The sequence below is a fragment of the Streptomyces sp. NPDC005302 genome (assembly GCF_040607345.1).
Taxonomy (GTDB): Bacteria; Actinomycetota; Actinomycetes; order Streptomycetales; family Streptomycetaceae; genus Streptomyces.
On the sequence record NZ_JBEXGN010000028.1, the window covers coordinates 17,661 to 43,458 of the forward strand.

General features: G+C 70.6%; 24 protein-coding genes. 19 read left to right on the forward strand and 5 right to left on the reverse strand.

Annotated features, from left to right (window positions below; genetic code table 11):
* Positions 1–16 precede the first annotated feature (16 nt).
* Positions 17–760, reverse strand: coding sequence for an enoyl-CoA hydratase/isomerase family protein (locus ABZT74_RS30595; RefSeq protein WP_356164557.1), 744 nt, complete (start codon positions 758–760; stop codon positions 17–19).
* Positions 761–1,071: 311 nt separating this feature from the next.
* On the opposite strand from ABZT74_RS30595, the gene ABZT74_RS30600 reads away from it, so the two are divergent.
* Complete coding sequence (locus ABZT74_RS30600) at positions 1,072–1,575, forward strand: ATP-binding protein (RefSeq protein WP_356164617.1); 504 nt, start codon at positions 1,072–1,074, stop codon at positions 1,573–1,575.
* Positions 1,576–1,617: 42 nt separating this feature from the next.
* On the opposite strand, the gene idi is transcribed toward ABZT74_RS30600, so the two are convergent.
* From idi to galE, 4 genes are all read right to left on the reverse strand, one after another.
* Positions 1,618–2,211, reverse strand: coding sequence for an isopentenyl-diphosphate Delta-isomerase (gene idi / locus ABZT74_RS30605; RefSeq protein WP_355870880.1), 594 nt, complete (start codon positions 2,209–2,211; stop codon positions 1,618–1,620).
* 123 nt (positions 2,212–2,334) lie between these two features.
* Complete coding sequence (locus tag ABZT74_RS30610; protein ID WP_356164556.1) at positions 2,335–2,886, reverse strand: N-acetyltransferase; 552 nt, start codon at positions 2,884–2,886, stop codon at positions 2,335–2,337.
* A 197-nt stretch (positions 2,887–3,083) separates the two neighbouring features.
* Positions 3,084–4,022 carry a cation diffusion facilitator family transporter gene (locus tag ABZT74_RS30615; protein WP_356440287.1) on the reverse strand — a complete coding sequence of 313 codons (939 nt, stop codon included), beginning with the start codon at positions 4,020–4,022 and terminating at the stop codon, positions 3,084–3,086.
* A gap of 150 nt (positions 4,023–4,172) precedes the next feature.
* A complete protein-coding gene (gene galE / locus ABZT74_RS30620) occupies positions 4,173–5,153 on the reverse strand; it encodes a UDP-glucose 4-epimerase GalE (RefSeq protein ID WP_356440289.1) in 981 nt (326 codons plus the stop codon).
* 320 nt (positions 5,154–5,473) lie between these two features.
* Here galE and ABZT74_RS30625 point away from each other — a divergent pair, with 320 nt between their 5' ends.
* The 18 genes from ABZT74_RS30625 to ABZT74_RS30710 all read left to right on the forward strand — a co-directional run bounded on the left by ABZT74_RS30625 (position 5,474) and on the right by ABZT74_RS30710 (position 25,744).
* On the forward strand, positions 5,474–7,270 hold the full coding sequence (locus tag ABZT74_RS30625; protein WP_356440349.1) for a DUF5941 domain-containing protein: 1,797 nt from the start codon (positions 5,474–5,476) through the stop codon (positions 7,268–7,270).
* On the forward strand, positions 7,267–8,019 hold the full coding sequence (locus ABZT74_RS30630; protein WP_356440291.1) for a phosphocholine cytidylyltransferase family protein: 753 nt from the start codon (positions 7,267–7,269) through the stop codon (positions 8,017–8,019). The genes ABZT74_RS30625 and ABZT74_RS30630 overlap by 4 nt, the downstream gene beginning before the upstream one ends.
* Entirely contained in the window at positions 8,007–9,068 is a 1,062-nt protein-coding gene (locus ABZT74_RS30635) for an iron-containing alcohol dehydrogenase family protein (RefSeq protein ID WP_355870895.1), read from the forward strand. Before ABZT74_RS30630 ends, ABZT74_RS30635 begins: the two co-directional genes overlap by 13 nt.
* Entirely contained in the window at positions 9,046–9,825 is a 780-nt protein-coding gene (locus tag ABZT74_RS30640) for a CDP-alcohol phosphatidyltransferase family protein (RefSeq protein ID WP_355870898.1), read from the forward strand. Before ABZT74_RS30635 ends, ABZT74_RS30640 begins: the two co-directional genes overlap by 23 nt.
* An 8-nt stretch (positions 9,826–9,833) precedes the next feature.
* Positions 9,834–10,706, forward strand: coding sequence for a glycosyltransferase (locus tag ABZT74_RS30645; RefSeq protein WP_355871216.1), 873 nt, complete (start codon positions 9,834–9,836; stop codon positions 10,704–10,706).
* A gap of 98 nt (positions 10,707–10,804) precedes the next feature.
* Complete coding sequence (locus ABZT74_RS30650; RefSeq protein WP_355870901.1) at positions 10,805–11,734, forward strand: ABC transporter permease; 930 nt, start codon at positions 10,805–10,807, stop codon at positions 11,732–11,734.
* Positions 11,727–12,506, forward strand: a complete 780-nt coding sequence (locus tag ABZT74_RS30655; RefSeq protein ID WP_355870903.1) for an ABC transporter ATP-binding protein — start codon at positions 11,727–11,729, stop codon at positions 12,504–12,506. Before ABZT74_RS30650 ends, ABZT74_RS30655 begins: the two co-directional genes overlap by 8 nt.
* A 358-nt stretch (positions 12,507–12,864) precedes the next feature.
* On the forward strand, positions 12,865–13,767 hold the full coding sequence (hpnC, locus tag ABZT74_RS30660) for a squalene synthase HpnC (RefSeq protein ID WP_356164552.1): 903 nt from the start codon (positions 12,865–12,867) through the stop codon (positions 13,765–13,767).
* Positions 13,764–14,714: a presqualene diphosphate synthase HpnD gene (gene hpnD, locus ABZT74_RS30665; RefSeq protein WP_356164550.1), complete on the forward strand. Its 951-nt coding sequence runs from the start codon at positions 13,764–13,766 to the stop codon at positions 14,712–14,714. The genes hpnC and hpnD overlap by 4 nt, the downstream gene beginning before the upstream one ends.
* An 8-nt stretch (positions 14,715–14,722) precedes the next feature.
* On the forward strand, positions 14,723–14,854 hold the full coding sequence (locus ABZT74_RS30670; protein ID WP_355871219.1) for a DUF6380 family protein: 132 nt from the start codon (positions 14,723–14,725) through the stop codon (positions 14,852–14,854).
* Positions 14,851–16,257 carry a hydroxysqualene dehydroxylase HpnE gene (gene hpnE / locus ABZT74_RS30675; protein WP_356164546.1) on the forward strand — a complete coding sequence of 469 codons (1,407 nt, stop codon included), beginning with the start codon at positions 14,851–14,853 and terminating at the stop codon, positions 16,255–16,257. The genes ABZT74_RS30670 and hpnE overlap by 4 nt, the downstream gene beginning before the upstream one ends.
* Positions 16,254–17,384: a polyprenyl synthetase family protein gene (locus tag ABZT74_RS30680; protein WP_355870913.1), complete on the forward strand. Its 1,131-nt coding sequence runs from the start codon at positions 16,254–16,256 to the stop codon at positions 17,382–17,384. Before hpnE ends, ABZT74_RS30680 begins: the two co-directional genes overlap by 4 nt.
* Before the next feature lie 151 nt (positions 17,385–17,535).
* Positions 17,536–19,536 carry a squalene--hopene cyclase gene (gene shc / locus ABZT74_RS30685; RefSeq protein WP_356440293.1) on the forward strand — a complete coding sequence of 667 codons (2,001 nt, stop codon included), beginning with the start codon at positions 17,536–17,538 and terminating at the stop codon, positions 19,534–19,536.
* A complete protein-coding gene (locus ABZT74_RS30690) occupies positions 19,536–20,177 on the forward strand; it encodes a 1-hydroxy-2-methyl-2-butenyl 4-diphosphate reductase (protein WP_356440296.1) in 642 nt (213 codons plus the stop codon). Before shc ends, ABZT74_RS30690 begins: the two co-directional genes overlap by 1 nt.
* 5 nt (positions 20,178–20,182) lie before the next feature.
* A complete protein-coding gene (gene hpnH / locus ABZT74_RS30695; protein ID WP_356440298.1) occupies positions 20,183–21,205 on the forward strand; it encodes an adenosyl-hopene transferase HpnH in 1,023 nt (340 codons plus the stop codon).
* 4 nt (positions 21,206–21,209) lie between these two features.
* On the forward strand, positions 21,210–22,367 hold the full coding sequence (gene ispG / locus ABZT74_RS30700; protein ID WP_356164540.1) for a flavodoxin-dependent (E)-4-hydroxy-3-methylbut-2-enyl-diphosphate synthase: 1,158 nt from the start codon (positions 21,210–21,212) through the stop codon (positions 22,365–22,367).
* 27 nt (positions 22,368–22,394) lie between these two features.
* Positions 22,395–24,347, forward strand: a complete 1,953-nt coding sequence (dxs, locus tag ABZT74_RS30705; RefSeq protein WP_356164539.1) for a 1-deoxy-D-xylulose-5-phosphate synthase — start codon at positions 22,395–22,397, stop codon at positions 24,345–24,347.
* Positions 24,344–25,744, forward strand: coding sequence for an aspartate aminotransferase family protein (locus tag ABZT74_RS30710; protein ID WP_355870927.1), 1,401 nt, complete (start codon positions 24,344–24,346; stop codon positions 25,742–25,744). The genes dxs and ABZT74_RS30710 overlap by 4 nt, the downstream gene beginning before the upstream one ends.
* The last annotated feature ends 54 nt before the right edge of the window (positions 25,745–25,798 follow it).

Sequence of the window (25,798 nt, forward strand, 5' to 3'; positions counted from 1 at the left end):
ACCGCCGGGCGCGACGTCACGGGGTCCAGGTGAAGCGCGGTTGCCTGCGCTCCAGGAAGGCGGCGACCCCCTCCGCGGTGTCGCCGCCGCCGCGCGCCTGCTCCGCCCAGTACGCGTCGCGGTCGGTGCGCCCGTTCGCGAACTCCTTCGCCGACGCCTGCGTCAGCAGGGAACGCTCGGCGAGGAGACGGGTGAACTCCCCGACCCGCTTGTCCAGTTCGCCCTCGGGCAGCACCTCGTCCACCAGGCCGGTGCGCAGCGCCCGCTCCGTGTCGATCAACTCGCCCGAGAAGAGCAGGTACTTGGCGGCGGACGGTCCCACCAGGGCCGCCAACCGCCGCGTGGAGGAGGCGGGGTAGACGATTCCGAGCTTCGACGGCGTCACGCCGAACAGTGATCCCTCCTGTGCGAACCGCAGGTCGCAGGCGGCCGCGAGCTGGGCGCCGCCGCCCACGCAGTAACCGCGGATCGCGGCGAGGGTCGGCTTGGGGAACGCGGCGAGGGCTTCCTCGGCGAGCACGGCCAGGCCCTGGGCCTCGTCCGGGGAACCGCGCAGCGTGGAGATGTCGGCCCCGGCGCAGAAGGTCGCGCCCTCGCCGGTGAGCACCAGCGCGTGGACGTCGGCACGGCCGGTCAGCTCGTCCAGCAGGGGCGGCAGGGCACGCCACATCTGCGTCGTCATGGCGTTCCGCTTGGCGGGATGGTCGATGACGACGGTGGCGACTCCGTCGCCGACGTGGTGCGACAGTTGCGGCTCCATGCGCCGGATGCTATCCGCACCCCGGAGGGCGTCGGGAAGGCGGCCGGGAAGCGGGAACGGACCGGGGCGGGGGGACGGGAGAGTGAGGGGGGAGCGACTCGGGCCGGCTCCGGGACAAACCCGTACAACCTGAATACTTTCGGAAGTCGGCATCAGAGGGGCAGGAGCTGTCGTGGAACTGACCGTGTCATACGCAGACGGTCAGAAGGCGTCGATAGTCGCTGACTTCTGTTCAGTTCTCCGGTACGGACCAGCGCGTTACCAACACTCGACGTGTGGTGACAATCGAGCGCAAGGGTGGCGACCGGACGATGGACAACCTCGGGCGGGGGTCCGACCCGAGCCCCGAAGGCGGGGGCACGACGCCCGGCGTCAGATCGCCGGAACCGCTGCCGTACGAGGGGGTGTGGCGGTTCACCGCGCCCGCCGTCGACGCCTCCGTGCCGCAGGCGCGGCACGCCGTCCGTGACCTGCTGGCCCGCCAGGGGGTTCCGGTCTCGGACGAACTCGTCCAGGGACTGCTGCTGATCGTCTCCGAACTGGTCACCAACGCCGTCAAGCACGCGGCACTCCTGTCGCCGGTGCTCGCGGTCGAGGTCGCCGTCGGAGCCGAGTGGGTGCGCGTGTCCGTCGAGGACAACCACCCCTACCGCCCGACCGCGCTGGAGGCCGACTACGGCCAGACCGGCGGCCGGGGCCTGCTGCTGGTGCGCGAGGTCACCAGGGAGTCCGGGGGGGTGTGCGATGTCGAGCACACCGCGAGCGGCGGCAAGGTGATCTGGGCCGCCCTGCCGCTCACCCCCGGTGTGGCGTAGCGGACCCGCTACCAGCCCGCGGACGGGCCGGTAGCGGACCCGCTACCAGCCCGCGGACGGGCCCGTCAGTTCACGGACGGCCGGACGGGCCGCGTCCAGCACCGTCATGAACCACGCGGAGAACGGGTCCTTAGCGTGCCGCTCGGCCAGCTCGGCGGCGGTCACGAAGGCCGTCGAGCCGACCTCCTCCGGATCGGGCCGCAGCGAGGACTGCACCATGCCGACGAAGAGGTGGTTGTACTCCTGCTCCACCAGGCCCGAGTCCGGGTCCGGGTGGTTGTAGCGGACCGTGCCCGCCTCGGCCAGCAGTGTCGGCGACACCCCCAGCTCCTCGTACGTCCGCCGGGCCGCCGCCGCGAACGGGGCCTCGCCCGGGTAGGGGTGTCCGCAGCAGGTGTTGGACCAGACACCGGGGGAGTGGTACTTGCCCAGGGCGCGCTGCTGGAGCAGCAGCCGGCCCTGCTCGTCGAAGAGGAACACCGAGAACGCTCTGTGCAACTGGCCCGGCGCCTGGTGGGCGGCGAGCTTCTCCGCCGTACCGATCGTGTTGCCGTCCTCGTCGACCAGTTCCAGCAAGATCGCTTCAACGGTGCCGTTCGACGAACTGTGCGTCGCGGTGGCAGGTGAGATCGGCATACCCATCCTTCGCATCGGTCTTCAAGCCCCAAGTCTGCCGTACGAAAGCGGCACTCCCGGCACTTCGCGGCTCCCGCATGTCCCGCCCCGGGAGCCCGGAGCGGGACACGCGGCCGGCATGCGTCAGACGCCGAAAGCCGCTGGATACCTGATCGTGCCCGGTGCCACCGGCGCAGAACCGCCGAGGACGAGGGCCATCAGATGTTCGGACGGCACGTCGAATCCGGGCCGGATGCCGTACGCGGCGGCGGGCCCGAATCCGAACCTCGGGTAGTACCCGGGATGCCCGAGTACGAGGACGAGCCGCTCTCCGCGTGTGCGCGCCGCGTCCAGCACCGCGCGTACGACGGCCGAACCGGCGCCCCGGCGCTGGAGACCGGGCCGGACCGCGACCGGGGCCAGCGCGGCCGCCGGGGCGTCGTCGACGTGACAGCGGGTGATCAGCGCGTACGCCGCCACCGTGCCGTCCGGTGCCTCGGCGACGTACGACAGACCGGGGAGCCAGGCGTCCGGGTCGGCGCGCAGCGCGTCCACCAGGTCGGCCTCCTCCGCCCGTCCGAAGGCGGCGGCGGTCACGGCGTGCACCGCCGCCACATCGGCTGACGTCTCCCGGCGGGTGCGCCAGACGGAGCCGTGCGCGGTCGAGGGGGTGCTGTTGTGCGTGTGTTCGGTCATGGGGAAACCCTTGGACGAGGGCCCGGCCGACGCGTCGCCGAACGACGGATCAGCCGCGGGCCCGGGAAACGGGGACGACGAGGTCGCTGCGCGCGGCAGCGCCGGGCACGACCGTCATCAACCCACCTCCAGGGATCGCGGCCACGCTAACAGCGCGCGCCCCCGCGCCGCCCCCGCTTTTACGGGGAACCCCGCGGTCAGTGGCAGAGCCGTGCCTCGTGCTCGGCGTGGCCGCTCGGTTCCAGCTGGAAGGTGCAGTGCTCCACGTCGAAGTGGACGCCGAGGCAGCCCTGGAGTTCGTGGAGCACCTTCTCGTGCCCTATCGCGTTCAGCACGTCGGAGCTGACGACGACGTGCGCCGAGAGCACCGGCATGCCCGACGTGATGGTCCAGGCGTGCAGGTCGTGGATGTCCTCGACCCCGTCGAGAGCCAGGATGTGGGAGCGCACCTCCGCCATGTCGACGCCCTTGGGGGCCGCCTCCAGCAGTACGTCGAGGGTCTCGTGCAGCAGTTTCCAGGTGCGCGGGACGATCATCAGCGCGATGGCGATCGAGGCGATGGGGTCCGCGGCCTGCCAGCCGGTGGTCATGATCACCACCGCCGCGATGATGACCGCCAGCGAGCCCAGCGCGTCGGCCGCCACCTCCAGGAAGGCCCCCCGCACGTTCAGGCTGTCCTTCTGCCCGCGCATCAGCAGCGTCAGCGAGACCGAGTTGGCGACCAGGCCGATGGCGCCGAACACGATGGCCAGTCCGCCCTGGGTGTCGGCGGGCGTCACGAAGCGCTGGATCGCCTCGACGAGCACGTAGCCGCCGACGACGAGCAGCAGCAGACAGTTGGCGAGCGCGGCCAGGATCTCGGCGCGGGCCAGCCCGAAGGTGCGGTTGCGGCTCGGGGGCCGCGCCGCGAAGTGGATCGCGAGCAGGGCCATGCCGAGCCCCAGCGCGTCCGTCGCCATGTGCGCCGCGTCGGCGACCAGCGCGAGCGAGTCGGCGAGCAGACCGCCGAAGATCTCGACGACCATGACGGCGAGCGTGATGCCCAGGGCGACGCGCAGCCTCCCGCGGTACGCGGCCGCCGCCGTGCCCGTCGGGGGAGCGCCGTGCGCGTGCCCGTGATCGTGCCCAACCCCCATGGAAAGCCGCCTCCTGTGCCTCGGTCCGGAACAACAGGTCCGGAGTCACAGTGAACTACGGGAGCGGGGTACCCGGCAACGCGGCACTGAACACCGTTGTCATATGCTCTGACCTGCGGAAACGATGCGCAGGTCAGAGCGTTGACAAGATCATCCGGTGGTGGTCCCCGGGTGGTGGAACCGCCAGCCGAGCCAGGCCGACTCGACCATCTCGGGGACCCCGCGCCGTGCGCTCCAGCCGAGCCGCTCGCCGGCCAGGGCGGCCGAGGCCACCGCGCGCGGCGCGTCGCCCGGACGACGCGGCTCGACGACGGGCTGCCGGGGATCACCGGTCACCTCGGAGACGAGGGTCATGAGTTCCCGCACGGAGACGCCCTCGCCCCTGCCGATGTTCACGGTCAGGTCGCCGCTCGCCCCGTCGGCGAGCCGCCGGGCCGCCGCGAGATGCGCCTCCGCGAGGTCGGCGACGTGGATGTAGTCACGGACGGTCGTACCGTCCGGCGTCGGGTAGTCGTCCCCGAAGATCCGCGGGGCCTCGCCCCGGGTGAGCCGGTCGAACACCATCGGGACGATGTTGAAGACGCCCGTGTCGGCGAGTTCCGGCGAGGCCGCGCCCGCCACGTTGAAGTAGCGCAGACACACGGTCGCGATGCCGTGCGCCCGGCCCGTCGCCCGCACCAGCCACTCCCCGGCGAGCTTCGTCTCGCCGTACGGGCTCATCGGGGCGCAGGGGGTGTCCTCCGTGATGAGGTCCACATCGGGATTGCCGTAGACGGCCGCCGACGAGGAGAAGACGAAGCGCTTCACGCCCGCCCCGGCGACCGCCTCCAGGACGGTCGCGAGGCCGCCCACGTTCTCCTGGTAGTAGCGCGTCGGCTGGGCCACCGACTCACCGACCTGCTTGCGCGCCGCGAGGTGCACCACACCCGTGATCCCGTGCTCGGTCAGCACCCGCTTGAGCAGATCCCCGTCCAGCGAGGAGCCCTGCACCAGCGGGATGTCCTCCGGAAGCCGGTTGGGCACCCCGGACGAGAGGTCGTCGAGGACGACGAGACGCTCCCCGGCCTCCGCCATCGCCCGCGCCACATGTGCCCCGATGTATCCGGCTCCGCCGGTGATCAGCCATGTCATGGACGCCAACCCTATGCCGGTCGAAAGAGGTGTCCGCCCTGCCCCGCTCCGGGGGGTGCGGGAGGGTGTCGGACGTCATGCCGAGAATGCGCCGGTCTGCGAACGCGGGTTTGTGAGCGGGGACCGCGATCCCCGATGATGATCGCGGCGCGGGCAGCTCAGAAGCGGTTGATCGGGCCGTGAACGGGCGGTGAACGCCCGCTTCCGTTCATCCGATAGCCTCTGCCGACACGCCGCCCGGGCCGCCTCTGCAGGCCGAGGGTCTTCCCACTACGCACACGCCCGGCGCGAGGTCGCGCCGGCACCAGGGAGTGAGTTCGCTGTCGACCGCCATCCTCACCGGTCAGCCGGTCCCCGGATCGTCGCTCGAAGGCGATCTGCGGTCGCTCGGCTTCGACGTGCGGCTCGCCTCCGACGCGGGTGAGACCGAGAGCCTGCTCGCCGCCGTGCCGGCGAACGAGCGGGTCGCCGTCGTCGACACCCGCTTCGTGGGGCACGAGCACGCCCTGCGTCTCGGTCTCACCGACCCCCGCTTCGCGGCCGCGGCGCTGCCGGGCGCCGTGTCCGTGCAGCCCGAGGCCCGGCGGGCGCTGACCCGCGCCGTGGCCCGCGAGAGCTCCGCGAGCGGCGGTCTCGCCGTCACCACGGAGAACCTCGCCGAGCGCCTCGCCGCCGCCCTCGACGCGGACGACGTCGCCGTGCACCGCCCGGAACTCGGCACCCTCGTCGCCGTCGTCCCATCGGACCCGCAGGAACGCAACGAGGCTCGGCAGGCCGTCTCGGCCGTGGACGGCGAGGCGATCCGGCTGCGCAGTGCCGTGAAGGCCCGCGACGGCTTCTTCACCACGTACTGCATCAGTCCGTACTCCCGCTACATCGCCCGCTGGTGCGCCCGCCGCGGTCTGACCCCGAACCAGGTCACCACCGCGTCGCTGATCACCGCGCTGATCGCCGCGGGCTGCGCCGCGACCGGCACCCGCGCCGGCTTCGTCGCCGCCGGACTGCTCCTCCTCTTCTCCTTCGTCCTGGACTGCACGGACGGACAGCTCGCCCGCTACTCCCTGCAGTACTCCACCCTCGGCGCCTGGCTGGACGCGACCTTCGACCGGGCCAAGGAGTACGCCTACTACGCGGGACTCGCGCTCGGCGCGGCCCGCGGCGGCGACGACGTCTGGGCGCTCGCCCTCGGCGCGATGATCCTGCAGACCTGCCGGCACGTCGTGGACTTCTCCTTCAACGAGGCGAACCACGACGCCACGGCCAACACCAGCCCCACCGCCGCCCTCTCGGACAAGCTCGACAGCGTGGGCTGGACGGTCTGGGTGCGCCGGATGATCGTCCTGCCCATCGGCGAGCGCTGGGCGATGATCGCCGTGCTCACCGCGTTCACGACGCCCCGCATCACCTTCTACGCGCTGCTGGTCGGCTGCGCCTTCGCGGCGGCCTACACGACGGCCGGCCGGGTGCTGCGCTCGCTCACCCGCAAGGCACACCGCACCGACCGCGCCGCCGAGGCCCTCGTCGACCTCACCGACTCCGGCCCGCTCGCGGAACTCCTGACCCGCGTCGCCCGCGGTGTCCCGCGTCTCGCGCCCGCCGTCGTCGCGTTCGCCGCCGGGGCGATCGTCGTGATCTGCGCCGCACTCGCTCCCTACGGAAGCTGGTGGCCGGTCCTCGGCGCCGCGGTGTACGTCCTGCTCTCGCCGGCCGCCCTGCTCAGGCCCCTGAAGGGCGCCCTGGACTGGCTGGTTCCGCCCTTCTACCGGGCGGCGGAGTACCTCACCGTTCTGGTACTGGCGGCGAACGCGGACGTGAACGGAGCCCTGCCGGCGGCTTTCGGCCTGGTGGCCGCGGTCGCCTACCATCACTACGACACGGTGTACCGCATCCGCGGAAACGCCGGCGCCCCCCCGCACTGGCTGGTGCGGGCGACCGGCGGGCACGAAGGCAGGACGCTGCTGGTCACCGTCCTGGCCGCGCTGCTCACCGCCGCACAGTTCAAGGTCGCGCTCACGGTGTTCGCCGTGGCCGTGGCGCTGCTGGTGCTCATCGAGAGCATCCGTTTCTGGGTGTCCTCCGGGGCCCCCGCCGTACACGATGAAGGAGAATCCGCATGATCGGCCTCGTGCTGGCGGCTGGCGCCGGACGGCGTCTGCGTCCCTACACCGACACTCTGCCGAAGGCTCTGGTGCCGGTGGGTCCGGAGGGTGCGGAGGACTCGATCACGGTCCTGGACCTGACGCTGGGGAACTTCGCGGAGATCGGTCTGACGGAGGTCGGCATCATTGTCGGCTACCGCAAGGAGGCCGTGTACGACCGCAAGGCGGCGCTGGAGGAGAAGTACGGCGTCAAGATCACGCTGATCGACAACGACAAGGCCGAGGAGTGGAACAACGCCTACTCCCTGTGGTGCGGCCGGGACGCGCTGAAGGACGGCGTGATCCTCGCCAACGGTGACACCGTGCACCCCGTGTCGGTGGAGCGGACCCTGCTGGCCGCCCGGGGCGAGGGCAAGAAGATCATCCTCGCGCTCGACACGGTGAAGGACCTCGCCGACGAGGAGATGAAGGTCGTCGTCGACCCCGACAAGGGCGTCCGCAAGATCACCAAGCTGATGGACCCGGCGGAGGCGACGGGCGAGTACATCGGCGTGACCCTCATCGAGGGCATCGCGGCCGACGAGCTCGCGGACGCGCTGAAGACCGTCTGGGAGACGGACCCGCAGCAGTTCTACGAGCACGGTTACCAGGAGCTGGTGGACCGCGGCTTCCAGATCGACGTCGCGCCGATCGGCGACGTGGCGTGGGTCGAGATCGACAACCACGACGACCTGGCCAAGGGGCGTGTGATCGCGTGCCAGTACTGACGAGGCTCATCCCCTCGCCGGTCGTGGTCGACATCCGCGCGGGTGCCCTGGACGACCTGGCGAGCGTCCTGTACGACGAGCGGATCTCCCACTCGGGGAAGATCGCCGTCGCGGTCAGCACCGGGTCGGGCGCGAAGCTCCGCGAGCGCCTGACCCCGGCCCTGCCGGGTGCCACCTGGTACGAGGTCGGCGGTGGAACGCTCGACGACGCGATCCGGCTGGCCGACGAGATGCGCTCCGGGCACTACGACGCCGTCGTGGGCCTGGGCGGCGGCAAGATCATCGACTGCGCGAAGTTCGCCGCGGCGCGGGTCGGGCTGCCGCTCGTCGCCGTGCCGACCAACCTCGCGCACGACGGACTGTGCTCGCCCGTCGCCACCCTGGACAACGACGCGGGCCGCGGCTCCTACGGCGTGCCGAACCCCATCGCGGTCGTCATCGACCTCGACGTGATCCGCGAGGCGCCGATCCGGTTCGTCCGGTCCGGCATCGGCGACGCCGTGTCCAACATCAACGCGGTCGCGGACTGGGAGCTCTCCAACCGCGTCAACGGCGAGAAGATCGACGGGCTCGCCGCCGCGATGGCACGCCAGGCGGGCGAGGCCGTCCTGCGGCACCCCGGCGGTGTCGGCGACAACGACTTCCTCCAGGTCCTGGCCGAGGCGCTGGTCCTCACCGGCATCTCGATGTCGATCTCCGGCGACTCCCGGCCCGCCTCGGGCTCCTGCCACGAGATCAACCACGCCTTCGACCTCCTCTTCCCCCAGCGCGCGGCGAGCCACGGCGAGCAGTGCGGTCTGGGAGGAGCCTTCGCGATGTACCTGCGCGGGGCGCACGAGGAGTCGATGTACCAGGCCGAGGTACTGCGTCGGCACGGACTGCCGGTGCTGCCCGAGGAGATCGGCTTCACCGTGGACGAGTTCGTCCAGGTCGTCGAGTTCGCCCCGCGGACCCGGCCCGGGCGCTACACGATCCTCGAGCACCTCGACCTGAAAACCCACCAGATCAAGGACTTCTACTCCGACTATGCCAAGGCCATCAGTAGCTGAACTCCGCCCGGTCGTTCACCCCGCGGGGGTCAAGGACCGGCGCAGCGGTGAGCACTGGGCGGGACGCCTGTACATGCGAGAGATCTCGCTGCGCTGCGACCGCTACCTGGTGAACACCAGGATCACGCCCAACCAGCTCACCTACCTGATGACCCTGTGCGGCGTGCTCGCGGCCCCGGCCCTGCTGGTGCCGGGGATCGCGGGTGCCGTGCTCGGCCTGGTGATGGTCCAGCTGTACCTGCTGCTCGACTGCGTCGACGGCGAGGTCGCCCGCTGGAAGAAGCAGTTCTCGCTCGGCGGGGTCTACCTGGACCGCGTCGGCGCCTATCTGACCGACGCCGCGGTCCTCGTCGGGCTCGGCCTGCGCGCCGCCGACCTGTGGGGCGGCGGCCGGATCGACTGGCTGTGGGCCTTCCTCGGCACCCTGGCCGCCCTCGGCGCGATCCTGATCAAGGCGGAGACCGACCTCGTCGGCGTCGCCCGCCACCAGGGCGGACTGCCCCCGGTCCAGGAGTCCGCCGCCGAGCCCCGCTCCTCCGGCATGGCGCTGGCCCGCCGGGCCGCCGCCGCGCTCAAGTTCCACCGGCTGATCCTCGGCATCGAGGCGACCATGCTGATCGTGGTCCTCGCGGTCGCCGACCAGATCAGGGGCGACCTGTTCTTCACGCGTCTCGGCACCGCCGTTCTCGCCGGTATCGCGATCGTGCAGACCCTGCTGCACCTCGTGTCCATCCTCGCGTCGAGCAGGCTCAAGTGAGTACGGCCATGAAGGTCGGCGCGGTCGTCATCACCATGGGCAACCGCCCCGACGAGCTGCGGGCCCTGCTCGACTCGGTCGCCAAACAGGACGGCGACCGCGTCGAGGTGGTCGTCGTCGGCAACGGCTCTCCCGTCCCCGACGTCCCCGCGGGCGTCCGTACGGTCGAGCTGCCCGAGAACCTCGGCATCCCCGGTGGCCGCAACGTCGGCATCGAGGCCTTCGGCCCCGGCGGTACCGACGTCGACGTCCTTCTCTTCCTGGACGACGACGGACTGCTGGCCCACCACGACACCGCCGAGCTGTGCCGCCGCGCCTTCGCCGACGACCCCCGCCTGGGGATCATCAGCTTCCGTATCGCCGATCCCGAGACGGGCGAGACCCAGCGCCGCCACGTGCCCCGGCTGCGCGCCGCCGACCCGATGCGTTCCTCGCGCGTCACCACCTTCCTCGGCGGCGCCAACGCGGTGCGCACCAAGGTGCTCGCCGAGGTGGGCGGACTCCCGGACGCGTTCTTCTACGCCCATGAGGAGACCGACCTCGCCTGGCGGGCCCTGGACGCCGGCTGGATGATCGACTACCGGTCCGACATGGTGCTGAACCACCCGACGACCGCCCCCTCGCGGCACGCGGTGTACCACCGCATGGTGGCCCGCAACCGCGTGTGGCTCGCCCGCCGCAACCTCCCCGCGCTCCTCGTCCCGGTCTACCTCGGCGTCTGGATGCTCCTGACGCTGCTGCGCCGCCCCTCGCGAGCGGCTCTGAAGGCCTGGTTCGGGGGATTCCGGGAGGGCTGGAGCAGTCCGTGCGGACCCCGCCGTCCCATGAAGTGGCGTACGGTGTGGCGGCTGACTCGACTGGGCCGACCTCCCGTCATCTGACAAGCTCGATTCCGAGAGCGTCGGGCACCTCCCCGGTCTCCGGCTCTCGCCTCTGCCCGATCCGGCTGTGCGCATCTTGAAGACGAAAGTTTCCACTTGTGAGTGAGACAACGCATGACGGTGGAGTCGCGGTGAGCGACCGACCGTCGCCCGACGAAGGGCTCTCCGCGGCCGAGCTGGCCGCCAAGTACGGGCTCGCGGTCAGCGGCGCCCGGCCCGGCCTCGCCCAGTACGTTCGTCAGCTGTGGAGCCGGCGGCACTTCATCCTCGCCTTCTCCCAGGCGAAGCTCACCGCCCAGTACAGCCAGGCCAAGCTCGGCCAGCTCTGGCAGGTGGCGACGCCGCTGCTGAACGCGCTCGTCTACTACCTGATCTTCGGCCTGATCCTGAAGGCCGACCGCGGGATGTCGCACGACGTCTACATCCCGTTCCTGGTGACGGGCGTCTTCGTCTTCACGTTCACGCAGAGCTCGATCATGGCGGGCGTCCGGGCGATCTCCGGCAACCTCGGCCTGGTGCGCGCACTGCACTTCCCGCGCGCCTCGCTGCCCGTCTCCTTCGCGCTCCAGCAGCTCCAGCAGCTGCTGTTCTCGATGATCGTCCTGTTCATCGTGGTGATCGCCTTCGGCAGCTACCCGGGCATGTCCTGGCTGCTGATCCTCCCCGTGCTGTTCCTGCAGTTCCTCTTCAACACGGGCCTCGCGCTGATCGTGGCGAGGCTGGGCGCCAAGACGCCGGACCTCGCCCAGCTGATGCCGTTCGTCCTGCGCACCTGGATGTACGCGTCCGGTGTCATGTTCTCGATCAGCACCATGCTCGCGAGCAGCCCGGAGTGGATCTCCCGCGCGCTGCAGGCGAACCCCGCCGCCGTCTACATGGACCTGATGCGCTTCGCGCTCATCGACGGCTACGGCTCCTCCAACCTGCCGCCCCACGTGTGGGGCATCGCGGTCTTCTGGGCCGTGGTCTTCTCCGTCGGCGGGTTCGTGTACTTCTGGAAGGCTGAAGAGAGGTACGGCCGTGGCTGAGCTCGAGAAGAGGTCGCACATCCCGACCGTCATCGCGGACGAGCTGCACATCGTCTACCGCGTGAACGGCGCCAAGACCGGCAAGGGCAGCGCCACCTCGGCCCTCAGCCGCATCCTCAAGCGCGGCGAGGAGCGCGGGGTGCGCAAGGTGCACGCCGTCAAGGGCGTCTCCTTCACCGCGTACCGGGGCGAGGCCGTCGGCCTGATCGGTTCGAACGGCTCCGGCAAGTCCACGCTCCTGCGGGCCATCGCCGGTCTGCTCCCCGCCGAGAAGGGCAAGGTCTTCACCGACGGCCAGCCCTCCCTGCTCGGCGTGAACGCGGCCCTGATGAACGACCTGACGGGAGAGCGGAACGTCATATTGGGCGGGCTCGCGATGGGCATGTCCCGCGAGCAGGTCCGGGAGCGCTACCAGGACATCGTCGACTTCTCCGGCATCAACGAGAAGGGCGACTTCATCACCCTGCCGATGCGGACCTACTCGTCCGGCATGGCGGCCCGGCTGCGCTTCTCCATCGCCGCGGCCAAGGACCACGACGTCCTGATGATCGACGAGGCGCTCGCCACCGGTGACCGCTCCTTCCAGAAGCGGTCCGAGGCCCGTATCCGCGAGCTGCGCAAGAGCGCCGGCACGGTGTTTCTGGTCAGTCACAACAACAAGTCGATCCGCGACACCTGCGACCGCGTGCTGTGGCTGGAGCGCGGCGAGCTGCGCATGGACGGACCCACCGAAGAGGTGCTGAAGGAGTACGAGAAGTTCACGGGCAAGTAACCCGTTTCGCCCAGGGCCCCGCCGGAACTCTCCGGCGGGGCCCTGCGTCTGCAAAGGAAAGGCCAACTCCGGTCGGCCTAGGGAATCTTGACGCCAATCGGTGTGTTCTTGTGATGCGCGGGACACCCCGACGGACTGTGCCGCGTTGTACAACGTAAGCTGTACCGGTGCTGAATCGCGCCAAGTAGGGCGATAATACGCGACACCCGGCACGGCCGCGCTGTGCGGACCTCCGGGTGGCGTGTCCGAAATGGGCAGTGTTGGGTCGGCAGTGTAGAACGGGAGATGTGACGGCAATGGCTACGGTGACTCTCCAGCTCCGCGATGCGTGCGCCGTCCCCGCGCCGGGCGGCCGGCGGTGACCGAAGCCGGTACGGCCCGCACCGGCGATCCGGGGCGCGGCACCCTCGACAAAGCCGCGGACGAGAACTTTCCCGTGGCCCCGTTCTTCCTGCCCAGGGCCTGGCGCGACGACCTGATGGCCGTCTACGGCTTCGCGCGCCTCGTCGACGACATCGGTGACGGCGACCTCGCCCCCGGCGGTGCCGATGCCCGCCTTCTCGGTGTAGCGGCCACCGAGGCCGACGACACATCGGTCCTGCTGGACGCTCTGGAAGCCGATCTTCACCGCGTGTTCGACGCCACCCCCCGCCATCCCCTGCTGCTGGGTCTGCAGCCCACCGTCCGCCGCGCGAGCCTCACCCCCGAGCCCTTCCTCGGCCTGATCGCGGCCAATCGTCAGGACCAGCTTGTCAAGCGGTACGAGACCTATGACGACCTGCTCGCCTACTGCGAGCTGTCCGCGAACCCCGTCGGCCGCCTGGTCCTGTCCGTGACCGGGACGTCCACCCCCGAGCGGGTCCGCCACTCCGACGCGGTGTGCACGGCACTGCAGATCGTCGAGCACCTCCAGGACGTCGCCGAGGATCTCGGCCGCGACCGTGTCTATCTTCCCGCCGAGGACATGAAGCGCTTTCATGTCCTCGAAGCGGATCTCGCCGCCCCCACAGCAGGCGCATCGGTGCGAGCACTGGTTGCATACGAAGCAGAACGCGCCTTGAACCTCCTGAATGAAGGCACCCCCCTCGTGGGTAGCGTCCACGGCAGGCTGAAGCTGCTGCTCGCGGGGTTCGTCGCGGGGGGGAAGGCGGCGATCCGTGCGATCGTCGCCGCCGAATACGACGTACTGACAGGCCCGCCCAAGCCCGGCAAGCTCCAGTTGCTGCGCGAGGTGGGAGTGACTCTGCGAGGAAAGGGGTGATCCGGACCGTGGAGTCGGAACAGCACGTGTCCGCACCGGTACTCGCCGCGTACAGCTACTGCGAGGCAGTGACCGGTCAGCAGGCCCGGAATTTCGCGTACGGCATCAGGCTGCTGCCGACGACCAAGCGTCGTGCGATGTCGGCGCTCTACGCGTTCTCCCGGCGTGTCGACGACATCGGCGACGGCACGCTGGCACCGGACGTGAAGGCGGTACGCCTCGAGGAGACGAAGGCGCTGCTCGCCCGCGTCCGCGCGGGCGCCGTCGACGAGGACGACACCGACCCGGTCGCCGTCGCCCTCACGCACACCGCCGAGTACTTCCCGGTCCCCCTCGGGGGCCTGGACGAACTCATCGACGGCGTGCTGATGGACGTACGCGGCGAGACCTACGAGACGTGGGACGACCTGAAGGTCTACTGCCGGTGCGTGGCCGGGGCGATCGGGCGGCTCTCGCTCGGCGTCTTCGGCACCGAACCGGGAGCCCGCGGCGCCGAGCGGGCACCGGAGTACGCCGACACGCTGGGGCTCGCGCTCCAGCTCACGAACATCCTGCGGGACGTCCGCGAGGACGCGGAGGGCGGGCGTACGTATCTGCCGGCCGACGATCTGGCGAAGTTCGGCTGCTCGGCCGGCTTCGACGGGCCGACCCCGCCTCCTGGCTCCGACTTCGCGGGTCTCGTGCACTTCGAGGTGCGGCGCGCCCGCGCACTGTTCGCCGAGGGCTACCGGCTGCTTCCCATGCTCGACCGGCGCAGCGGCGCCTGTGTCGCGGCGATGGCGGGCATCTACCGGCGGCTGCTCGACCGCATCGAGCGCGAGCCCGAGGCGGTGCTGCGCGGCCGGGTCTCGCTCCCCGGACGCGAGAAGGCGTTCGTCGCCGTGCGCGGTCTCTCCGGACTCGACGCCCGCCACGTCTCCCGGCGCTCCGTCCGGAGGCGCGTCTGATGGACAATATGGGCCAAGGTGACACGACCGGCGAAAAGCGGCACGCAACCCTCCGGAGCCGGACCGCGTCCCTGACTGCAACGGCCTGCCGTGCGTCGTTCGATCACGACGGCGCGGCCCCAGGGGAGGGTGCACGATGAGCGAGGTCAAGGAGTCCACGGACGACTCCGCCCGGTCCGCCGTGGTGATTGGCGGCGGACTCGCCGGGATCACCGCCGCGCTCGCGCTCGCCGATGCCGGACTGCGCGTCACGCTGCTCGAAGGCCGGCCGCGGCTCGGCGGTCTGGCGTTCTCCTTCCAGCGCGGCGACCTCACCGTCGACAACGGCCAGCATGTCTATCTGCGCTGCTGCAGCGCCTACCGCTGGTTCCTCGACCGCATCGACGCGGCCTCGCTGGCGCCTCTGCAGGATCGTCTCGACGTGCCCGTTCTCGACGCGGAGGCCGCTCCCGGGCGCAGACTCGGCAGAATCGGCCGCGACGCGCTTCCGGTGCCGTTGCACCTGGCGCGCAGCCTCGCCACCTACCCGCACCTCTCGCTCGCGGAGCGTGCCAAGGTCGGCCGTGCCGCGCTCGCGCTCAAGGGCCTGGATCTCACCGATCCATCGCTCGACACGCAGAACTTCGGCGACTGGCTCGCGGGGCACGGTCAGTCACGACGTGCCGTCGAAGCACTGTGGGACCTCGTGGGGGTCGCCACCCTCAACGCGGTGGCCGGCGACTGCTCGCTCGCCCTGGCCGCGATGGTGTTCAAGACGGGTCTGCTGTCCGACCCGGGCGCGGCCGACATCGGCTGGGCGCGCGTCCCGCTGGGCGAACTGCACGACACCCTGGCCCGCAAGGCGCTCGACTCCGCGGGCGTGCGTACCGAGATCCGTACACGCGTCACCTCCGTCTCCCCTTACGAGAACGGGCGTTGGAGTGTTCAGGTTCCCGGCGAGCGCATCGACGCCGACGCCGTCGTGCTCGCCGTGCCCCAGCGAGAGGCCCACGATCTTCTGCCGGAGGGCGCGCTCGACGCCCCCGAGCGGCTCCTGGACATCGGCACCGCGCCGATCCTGAACATCCACGTCGTCTACGACCGCACCGTCCTCACCGCACCGTTCTTCGCCGCGCTCGGCTCCCCGGTGCAGTGGGTCTTCGACCGCACCGAGGCCTCCGGGCTCCGCGAGGGCCAGTACCTCGCGCTGTCGCAGTCGGCGGCGCAGGACGAGATCGACGAACCCGTGTCGGCGCTGCGGGAGCGGTACCTCCCCGAGCTGGAACGGCTGCTGCCCGGCGCGCGCGGCGCCGAGGTGAAGGACTTCTTCGTGACCCGGGAGCGCACCGCGACGTTCGCCCCCGACCCGGGGGTCGGGCGGCTGCGTCCCGGTGCCCGGACCAAGGCCCCCGGTCTGTACCTGGCCGGAGCGTGGACCGCCACAGGGTGGCCCGCGACCATGGAGAGTGCGGTTCGCAGCGGCGTCGGCGCGGCGGATGCCGCGCTGGGGGCGCTGGGACGGTCCCGCGATCATCTCCTCGGACTCTTCGAGGAGGCGGCATGACGCTCGAACAGAGCACGACAGGCCCCCGCACCCCCGGTATCGCAACAAGAGGAGAGACTGTGCCCACTGTGCCCCCGGCCGAAACGGCTGCCGACGCGGTGGACGTGACCGCGCTCCTGGAGCGCGGCCGGACCCTGTCCACGCCGGTGCTGAAGGCGGCCGTGGACCGTCTGGCGGCGCCCATGGACACCGTCGCCGCCTACCACTTCGGCTGGATCGACGCCGAGGGCAACCCCGCGGACGGTGACGGCGGCAAGGCGGTGCGCCCGGCGCTCGCGGTGCTCTCCGCGCAGGCCGCGGGCGCCGAGCCCGAGGTCGGCGTTCCCGGCGCGGTCGCGGTCGAACTGGTGCACAACTTCTCGCTGCTGCACGACGACCTGATGGACGGCGACGAACAGCGCCGGCACCGCGACACCGTCTGGAAGGTGCACGGCCCCGCCCAGGCCATCCTGGTCGGCGACGCCCTGTTCGCGCTGGCCAACGAGGTGCTCCTGGAGCTCGGCACCGTCGAGGCCGGCCGCGCCACCCGGCGTCTGACCACCGCGACCCGCGCCCTCATCGACGGCCAGGCCCAGGACATCTCCTACGAGCACCGCGACCGCGTCAGCGTCGAGGAGTGCTTGGAGATGGAGGGCAACAAGACCGGCGCCCTGCTGGCCTGCGCCTGCTCGATCGGCGCGGTCCTCGGCGGCGCCGACGACCTCACCGCGGACACCCTGGAGCGGTACGGCTACCACCTCGGTCTGGCCTTCCAGGCCGTCGACGACCTCCTCGGCATCTGGGGCGACCCGGAGTCCACCGGCAAGCAGACCTGGAGCGATCTGCGCCAGCGCAAGAAGTCCCTGCCGGTCGTGGCCGCGCTCGCCGCGGGCGGGCCGGCCTCCGAGCGGCTCGGCGACCTGCTCGCCGAGGACGCCAAGGCCAGCGACTTCGAGAACTTCTCCGAGGAGGAGTTCGCCGTGCGCGCCGCGCTCATCGAGGAGGCGGGCGGCCGCGACTGGACCGCCCAGGAGGCGCGCCGGCAGCACGCCATCGCCATCGAGGCGCTCGACGCGGTCCCGATGCCCGACCGTGTGCGGGCCGAGCTCGTGGCACTCGCCGACTTCGTCGTCGTTCGAAAGAGATGATCACTATCGGTCGAATACACCTCGCGTAGTCGCCGGCCGGTGCCTCCCCCGGGTTTCGAACCTCGTTCGAGCACGGGATCACCATCGGAACGGAAGCACCGGCCGACGGCGGACCCACAGCAGAGTCGTACCACTGCACGAAGGGGAAGCCATGACAGCGACGACCGACGGAAGCACCGGGGCACTTCCTCCCCGCGCTGCCTCGGCCAGCGAAATCCAGCACGACACTCCCGCGGCGGCCGGGACGGTCGAGACCCGAGACGCCGCCACGCGCGCCATGGCGCGTGCCACGGACTTCCTGCTGGCGCTGCAGGACGACGAGGGCTGGTGGAAGGGCGACCTCGAGACGAACGTCACCATGGACGCCGAGGACCTCCTGCTCCGCCAGTTCCTGGGCATCCGCGACGAGCCGACCACGCGGGGCGCCGCCCTGTTCATCCGCGGCGAGCAGCGCGAGGACGGTACGTGGGCCTCGTTCTACGGCGGGCCGGGCGAGCTCTCGACCACCATCGAGGCGTACGTCGCCCTGCGGCTGGCCGGGGACGCCCCGGACGCACCGCACATGGCGCGGGCGTCCGCGTGGATCCGTGAGCGCGGAGGCATCGCCGCGGCCCGGGTCTTCACCCGGATCTGGCTCGCCCTCTTCGGCTGGTGGAAGTGGGACGACCTCCCCGAACTCCCGCCGGAGCTCATCTACTTCCCGAAGTGGATGCCGCTGAACATCTACGACTTCGGCTGCTGGGCGCGGCAGACGATCGTGCCGCTCACCGTGGTGTCGGCGAAGCGACCGGTGCGGCCCGCGCCGTTCCCGCTCGACGAGCTGCACGCCGATCCCCGTCACCCCAACCCGGCCAAGCCCCTTGCCCGGGTCGCCAGTTGGGACGGGGCGTTCCAGCGCCTCGACAAGGCCCTGCACCAGTACCGCAAGGTCGCGCCGCGCGCCCTGCGCAGGGCGGCGATGAACACGGCGGGACGCTGGATCATCGAGCGGCAGGAGAACGACGGCTGCTGGGGAGGCATCCAGCCGCCCGCCGTCTACTCGGTCATCGCCCTGCACCTGCTCGGCTACGACCTCGAACACCCCGTGATGCGCGCCGGTCTGGCCTCGCTCGACCGGTTCGCCGTGTGGCGCGACGACGGGTCCCGGATGATCGAGGCCTGCCAGTCACCGGTGTGGGACACCTGCCTGGCGACCATCGCGCTCGCCGACGCCGGGGTGCCCGCCGACCACCCACAGCTCGTCAAGGCCGTGGACTGGATGCTCGGGGAGGAGATCGTCCGGCCCGGTGACTGGTCCGTCAAGCGCCCCGAACTGCCGCCGGGCGGCTGGGCGTTCGAGTTCCACAACGACAACTACCCCGACATCGACGACACCGCGGAGGTCGTCCTCGCGCTGCGCCGCGTCCGGCACCACGATCCGGACCGCGTCGAGAACGCCATCGGACGCGGGGTCCGCTGGAACCTCGGCATGCAGTCCAAGGACGGCGGCTGGGGCGCGTTCGACGTCGACAACACGAGTCCGTTCCCCAACCGGCTGCCGTTCTGCGACTTCGGCGAGGTGATCGATCCGCCCTCCGCGGACGTCACCGCGCACGTCGTGGAGATGCTGGCGGTCGAGGGACTCTCCCACGACCCCCGGACCCGCCGGGGCATCGAGTGGCTGCTGGCGAACCAGGAGACCGACGGCTCCTGGTTCGGGCGCTGGGGCGTCAACTACGTCTACGGCACGGGGTCGGTGGTCCCCGCGCTCGTGGCGGCGGGGCTGCCCGGCTCGCACCCCGCGATCCGCCGGGCCGTGGCCTGGCTGGAGAACGTGCAGAACGAGGACGGCGGCTGGGGCGAGGACCTGCGCTCCTACGGTGACGCCGCCGGGTGGAGCGGGCGCGGTGCCTCCACCGCCTCCCAGACCGGCTGGGCGCTGCTCGCCCTGCTGGCCGCGGGGGAGACCGAGTCCAAGGCCGTGGAGCGCGGTGTCGGCTGGCTCGCCGAGACCCAGCTGGCCGACGGCTCCTGGGACGAGCCGTACTTCACGGGGACCGGCTTCCCGTGGGACTTCTCGATCAACTACCACCTCTACCGGCAGGTCTTCCCGCTCACCGCGCTCGGCCGCTACGTCAACGGGGAGCCCTTCGCTACGACAGAGGGGGGCTGATGACCGGTCGGCCCGCTCCGGCTCCGCTGCTGATCGCCTGCGCGCTCGGCATCGAGCACCTCGCCCTGCGCAGCGGCGACCGGAGCGGCGCCGGCGGACCCGTCACCGTGCTGCGTACGGGGATGGGCCCCAAGGCCGCCGAGCGGTCCGTCACCCGGGTCCTCGGCGACCCGGCACTGTCCACGGCGGCCGTGCTGGCCACCGGGTTCTGCGCGGGGCTCGCCCCGGGCATGCATCCCGGCGACCTGGTCGTCGCGGAGGAGACCCGGGACCCGGACGGCACCACGCCGTGTGTGGGAACCGACCTCCTCGTCAAGGAACTGGTGCGGGCCCTGCCCGGCCGCACCGTGCACACGGGGCCGCTCACCGGCTCCGATCACGTCGTCCGTGGTCCCGAGCGGTCGGATCTGCTCGCGACCGGAGCCATCGCCGTGGACATGGAGTCCGCGGCCACACTTCTCGGCGCGGTCCGCGCGGGCATCCGCCCGGTTGCGGCCGTACGGGTGGTCGTGGACGCTCCAGAACATGAACTCGTCCGTATCGGCACGGTCCGCGGTGGAATATCAGCTTTCCGTGTTCTTCGTGCCGTGCTTCCCGCTTTTTTTGAATGGCACCGTTCTTTGTTGCTCCCTCGGAGGTGAGCCAGATGGCCATGCCGCTCCGGCAGTCCATGAAGGTCGCTGCATACCTGTTTGAACAGAAGCTCAGGAAGCGGGACAAGTTCGCCCTGCTCGTCGAGTTGGAACCGCTCTTCGCGTGCAACCTCGCCTGCGAGGGCTGCGGGAAGATCCAGCACCCGGCGGGTGTGCTCAAGCAGCGCATGCCCGTGGCGCAGGCCGTGGGCGCGGTCCTGGAGTCCGGTGCGCCGATGGTGTCCATCGCCGGCGGCGAGCCGCTGATGCACCCTCAGATCGACGAGATCGTGCGGCAGTTGGTGGCCAAGAAGAAGTTCGTCTTCCTGTGCACCAACGCCATGCTGCTGCGCAAGAAGATGGACAAGTTCACGCCCTCGCCGTACTTCGCCTGGGCCGTGCACATCGACGGGCTGCGCGAGCGGCACGACGAGTCCGTCGCGAAGGAAGGTGTCTTCGACGAGGCGGTCGCGGCCATCAAGGAGGCCAAGCGGCGCGGCTTCCGCGTCACCACCAACTCGACGTTCTTCAACACCGACACCCCGCAGACCATCATCGAGGTGCTGAACTACCTCAACGACGACCTGAAGGTCGACGAGATGATGCTGTCGCCCGCCTACGCCTACGAGAAGGCTCCCGACCAGGAGCACTTCCTCGGCGTCCAGCAGACCCGCGAGCTGTTCAAGAAGGCCTTCGCGGGCGGCAACCGGCGCCGCTGGCGGCTCAACCAGAGCCCGCTCTTCCTGGACTTCCTGGAGGGCAAGGTCGACTTCCCGTGCACGGCCTGGGCGATCCCGAGCTACTCGCTGTTCGGCTGGCAGCGGCCCTGCTACCTGATGAGCGACGGGTACGTGCAGACGTACAAGCAGCTCCTGGAGGAGACCGACTGGGACTCCTACGGCCGCGGCAGGGACGATCGCTGCGCCAACTGCATGGCCCACTGCGGCTACGAGCCGACGGCCGTGCTCGCCACGATGGGATCCCTCAAGGAGTCGATCCGCGCCGCCCGTGAGACCTTCGCGGAGAGCAAGGGGTGACGACGTGACCGCCGTTTCCTTGGGCCTCCCCGAGGTGCCGGTCCGGCCGATCGCGGAACGCCGTGTCTCACGGCTCATCCAGGTCGGACCGGTGGCGGTCGGGGGCGGGGCGCCCGTGTCGGTGCAGTCGATGACGACGACCCGAACGTCGGACATCGGCGCCACCCTGCAGCAGATCGCGGAACTGACCGCGTCCGGCTGCCAGATCGTCCGCGTCGCCTGCCCCACGCAGGACGACGCGGACGCCCTCGCGACCATCGCCGAGAAGTCGCAGATCCCGGTGATCGCGGACATCCACTTCCAGCCGAAGTACGTGTTCGCGGCCATCGACGCCGGCTGTGCCGCGGTGCGTGTCAATCCGGGCAACATCAAGCAGTTCGACGACAAGGTGCGGGAGATCGCGCGGGCCGCCGGGGACGCCGGCATCCCGATCCGGATCGGCGTCAACGCCGGTTCGCTCGACCGGCGGCTGCTGGAGAAGTACGGCAGGGCGACGCCCGAGGCGCTCGTCGAGTCGGCGCTGTGGGAGGCGTCCCTCTTCGAGGAGCACGGGTTCCGTGACATCAAGATCTCGGTCAAGCACAACGACCCGGTGATCATGGTCAACGCCTACCGGCAGCTGGCCGCCCAGTGCGACTACCCGCTGCACCTCGGCGTGACCGAGGCCGGCCCGGCGTTCCAGGGCACCATCAAGTCGGCCGTGGCGTTCGGGGCACTGCTCAGCGAGGGCATCGGGGACACCATCCGGGTCTCCCTGAGCGCACCGCCCGCCGAGGAGTGCAAGGTCGGCATCCAGATCCTGGAGTCCCTCGGACTGCGGGAGCGGCGCCTGGAGATCGTCTCGTGCCCGTCGTGCGGGCGTGCCCAGGTCGACGTCTACAAACTGGCCGACGAGGTCAGCGCCGGTCTGGAGGGGATGGAGGTCCCGTTGCGCGTCGCGGTCATGGGCTGCGTCGTCAACGGCCCCGGCGAGGCGCGGGAGGCGGATCTGGGGGTCGCCTCCGGCAACGGCAAGGGGCAGATCTTCGTCAAGGGCGAGGTCATCAGGACCGTACCCGAGTCGAAGATCGTGGAGACCCTCATCGACGAGGCGATGAAGCTCGCCGAGCAGATGGAGAAGGACGGCATCGCCTCGGGCGAACCGGCCGTCACCGTGAGCTGATCAGCACGGACCGAGAGGGGGCCCGACGTGACGATGCTGGAGAACATCCGGGGACCACGCGACCTGAAGGCGCTGTCCGAGCCGGAACTCGGTGAACTCGCCGAGGAGATAAGAGAGTTCCTGGTGCACGCGGTCGCCAGGACCGGCGGTCATCTCGGACCCAACCTGGGAGTGGTGGAGCTGTCCATCGCCCTCCACCGGGTCTTCGAGTCGCCCGTCGACCGCATCCTGTGGGACACCGGCCACCAGAGCTACGTGCACAAGCTGCTGACGGGGCGTCAGGACTTCTCCAAACTGCGCGGCAAGGGCGGCCTCTCCGGCTACCCCTCGCGCGAGGAGTCCGAGCACGACGTCATCGAGAACAGCCACGCCTCCACGGCGCTCGGCTGGGCCGACGGGCTCGCCAAGGCCCGCCAGGTGCAGGGGGAGAAGGGGCACGTCGTCGCGGTGATCGGTGACGGCGCCCTGACCGGCGGCATGGCCTGGGAGGCGCTCAACAACATCGCCGCCGCCAAGGACCGGCCGCTGATCATCGTCGTCAACGACAACGAACGCTCGTACGCGCCGACCATCGGCGGTCTCGCGAACCACCTCGCGACCCTGCGGACGACCGACAGCTACGAGCAGGTCCTCGCCTGGGGCAAGAAGGTCCTGCTGCGCACGCCCCTGATCGGCAACACCGTCTACGAGTCGCTGCACGGCGCGAAGAAGGGCTTCAAGGACGCCTTCGCGCCACAGGGCATGTTCGAGGACCTCGGGCTCAAGTACGTCGGACCGATCGACGGTCACGACCTCGGCGCCGTGGAGTCCGCGCTGCGCCGGGCGAAACGCTTCCACGGGCCCGTCCTCGTCCACTGCCTGACGGAGAAGGGCCGCGGCTACGAGCCGGCGCTCGCCCACGAGGAGGACCACTTCCACACCGTCGGGGTGATGGACCCGCTCACCTGCGAGCCCCTCGCCCCGTCCAACGGCCCTTCCTGGACATCGGTGTTCGGAGAGGAGATCGCCCGGATCGGCGAGGAGCGCGCGGACGTGGTGGCGATCACCGCGGCCATGCTGCATCCGGTGGGGCTCGGGAAGTTCGCCGAGCGGTTCCCCGACCGGGTGTGGGACGTCGGCATCGCGGAGCAGCACGCCACCGTCTCCGCGGCCGGGCTCGCCACCGGCGGCCTCCACCCCGTCGTCGCCGTCTACGCGACCTTCCTCAACCGGGCGTTCGACCAGCTCCTCATGGATGTCGCCCTGCACCGCTGCGGGGTGACCTTCGTCCTCGACCGGGCCGGTGTCACCGGTGTCGACGGTGCCTCGCACAACGGCATGTGGGACATGTCGATCCTCCAGGTCGTGCCCGGCCTGCGGATCGCCGCGCCGCGCGACGCCGACCAACTGCGGGCCCAGCTGCGCGAGGCGGTCGCCGTGGACGACGCGCCCACCCTGGTCCGCTTCCCGAAGGAGTCGGTCGGACCGGCCGTCCCCGCGGTGGACCACGTGGGCGGACTCGACGTGCTGCACCGGGGCGAGCGCCCCGAGGTGCTGCTCGTCGCGGTGGGTGTCATGGCGCCCGTCTGCCTGCAGACCGCGGAGCTGCTGGAGGCCCGGGGCGTCGGCTGCACCGTCGTCGACCCGCGCTGGGTGAAACCCGTCGACCCGGCCCTGCCCGGGCTCGCCGCCGAGCACGCCCTGGTCGCCGTCGTCGAGGACAACAGCCGGGCGTCGGGCGTCGGCGCCGCCGTCGCGCTGGCCCTCGGGGATGCCGAAGTCGACGTGCCCGTAAGGCGGTTCGGCATTCCGGACCAGTTCCTCGCCCATGCCAAGCGGTCCGAGGTGCTGGCCGACATCGGGCTCACCCCCGTGGAGATCGCCGGGCGGATCAGCGCGGGCCTGGCCGTCAGGGACGAACGGGCCCGGGCCGCGTACGAGATGTCGAAGGCCGCCGACGCGCCGGCCCGGAACGAGTCGTCCAAGGAGAAGAAGGAATGACCGACCCAGCGGAGAAGGGGGAGTTCGACCTCGGCGCGCTCCTCGCCGAGCGCGGAGCCGAGCGCTACGAGCTGCACACGAAGTACCTGAACCACCAGCTCCCGCGCATGCTGCACACCATCGGCTTCGACAAGGTCTACGAGCGGGCCGAGGGTGCCCATTTCTGGGACGCGGACGGCAACGACTACCTGGACATGCTCGCCGGGTTCGGCGTGATGGGCCTCGGCCGTCACCACCCCGTCGTCCGGCAGGCGCTGCACGACGTCCTCGACGCCTCGCTCGCCGACCTCACCCGCTTCGACTGCCAGCCGCTGCCGGGTCTGCTCGCGGAACGTCTGCTCGCCCACAGCCCGCACCTGGACCGGGTGTTCTTCGGCAACAGCGGTACCGAGGCGGTCGAGACCGCGCTGAAGTTCGCCCGGTTCGCCACCGGCAGGCCGCGGATCCTGTACTGCTCCCATGCCTTCCACGGCCTGACCACCGGCTCGCTGTCCGTGAACGGCGAGGACGGCTTCCGCGACGGCTTCGCCCCGCTGCTGCCCGACACGGCCGTCCCGCTGGGTGATCTCGACGCCCTGGCGCGGGAGTTGAAGAAGGGCGACGTCGCCGCGCTGATCGTGGAGCCGATCCAGGGCAAGGGCGTCCACGAGGCCCCGCCCGGCTACCTGCGCGCCGCGCAGGAGCTGCTGCACCGGCACAAGGCCCTGCTCATCGCCGACGAGGTGCAGACCGGCCTCGGACGGACCGGGGACTTCTACGCCTACCAGCACGAGGAGGGCGTCGAACCGGACCTGGTGTGCGTGGCCAAGGCGCTCTCCGGCGGCTATGTGCCGGTCGGCGCGACCCTCGGCAAGGACTGGATCTTCAAGAAGGTCTACTCCTCGATGGACCGCGTCCTGGTCCACTCGGCGAGCTTCGGCTCCAACGCGCAGGCCATGGCGGCGGGGCTCGCGGTGCTCTCCGTCATGGAGAACGAGCAGATCGTCGCCAACGCCCGGGCCACCGGCGAACAGCTCAAGGCCCGGCTGACGGAGCTGGTCGACCGGTACGAACTGCTCAGCGACGTGCGCGGCCGCGGCCTGATGATCGGCATCGAGTTCGGGCGGCCCAAGTCGATCAAACTGCGCAGCCGCTGGACCATGCTCCAGGCCGCGCGCAAGGGCCTGTTCGCGCAGATGGTGGTCGTCCCGCTGCTCCAGCGGCACCGCATCCTCACCCAGGTCTCCGGCGACCACCTGGAGGTGATCAAGCTGATCCCGCCGCTCGTCATCGACGAGGCGGACGTCGACCGGTTCGTGGAGGCCTTCACCGCGGTCATGGACGACGCGCACAGTGGCGGCGGGCTGATGTGGGACTTCGGGAAGACCCTGGTGAAACAGGCGGTCGCGAACCGCTGACACTTTTTGCCTCTGGGGCAAGAAAATTGCCCCAGAGGCAATCCTCGGGCTCAA

Excerpts from the sequence above, each read along its gene's own strand:
- ABZT74_RS30630 (WP_356440291.1), top strand. The coding sequence starts at position 7,267 with ATGATCGGCCTCGTGCTGGCGGCTGGCGCCGGACGGCGTCTGCGTCCC.
- ABZT74_RS30710 (WP_355870927.1), top strand. The coding sequence starts at position 24,344 with ATGACCGACCCAGCGGAGAAGGGGGAGTTCGACCTCGGCGCGCTCCTC.
- ABZT74_RS30645 (WP_355871216.1), top strand. The coding sequence starts at position 9,834 with ATGAAGGTCGGCGCGGTCGTCATCACCATGGGCAACCGCCCCGACGAG.
- idi (WP_355870880.1), bottom strand. The coding sequence starts at position 2,211 with ATGCCGATCTCACCTGCCACCGCGACGCACAGTTCGTCGAACGGCACC.
- ABZT74_RS30595 (WP_356164557.1), bottom strand. The coding sequence starts at position 760 with ATGGAGCCGCAACTGTCGCACCACGTCGGCGACGGAGTCGCCACCGTC.
- hpnE (WP_356164546.1), top strand. The coding sequence starts at position 14,851 with ATGAGCGAGGTCAAGGAGTCCACGGACGACTCCGCCCGGTCCGCCGTG.
- ABZT74_RS30690 (WP_356440296.1), top strand. The coding sequence starts at position 19,536 with ATGACCGGTCGGCCCGCTCCGGCTCCGCTGCTGATCGCCTGCGCGCTC.
- ABZT74_RS30640 (WP_355870898.1), top strand. The coding sequence starts at position 9,046 with ATGCCAAGGCCATCAGTAGCTGAACTCCGCCCGGTCGTTCACCCCGCG.
- ABZT74_RS30670 (WP_355871219.1), top strand. The coding sequence starts at position 14,723 with ATGGGCCAAGGTGACACGACCGGCGAAAAGCGGCACGCAACCCTCCGG.
- ABZT74_RS30610 (WP_356164556.1), bottom strand. The coding sequence starts at position 2,886 with ATGACCGAACACACGCACAACAGCACCCCCTCGACCGCGCACGGCTCC.
- hpnH (WP_356440298.1), top strand. The coding sequence starts at position 20,183 with ATGGCCATGCCGCTCCGGCAGTCCATGAAGGTCGCTGCATACCTGTTT.
- galE (WP_356440289.1), bottom strand. The coding sequence starts at position 5,153 with ATGACATGGCTGATCACCGGCGGAGCCGGATACATCGGGGCACATGTG.
- ABZT74_RS30615 (WP_356440287.1), bottom strand. The coding sequence starts at position 4,022 with ATGGGGGTTGGGCACGATCACGGGCACGCGCACGGCGCTCCCCCGACG.
- shc (WP_356440293.1), top strand. The coding sequence starts at position 17,536 with ATGACAGCGACGACCGACGGAAGCACCGGGGCACTTCCTCCCCGCGCT.
- ABZT74_RS30680 (WP_355870913.1), top strand. The coding sequence starts at position 16,254 with ATGACGCTCGAACAGAGCACGACAGGCCCCCGCACCCCCGGTATCGCA.
- ABZT74_RS30600 (WP_356164617.1), top strand. The coding sequence starts at position 1,072 with ATGGACAACCTCGGGCGGGGGTCCGACCCGAGCCCCGAAGGCGGGGGC.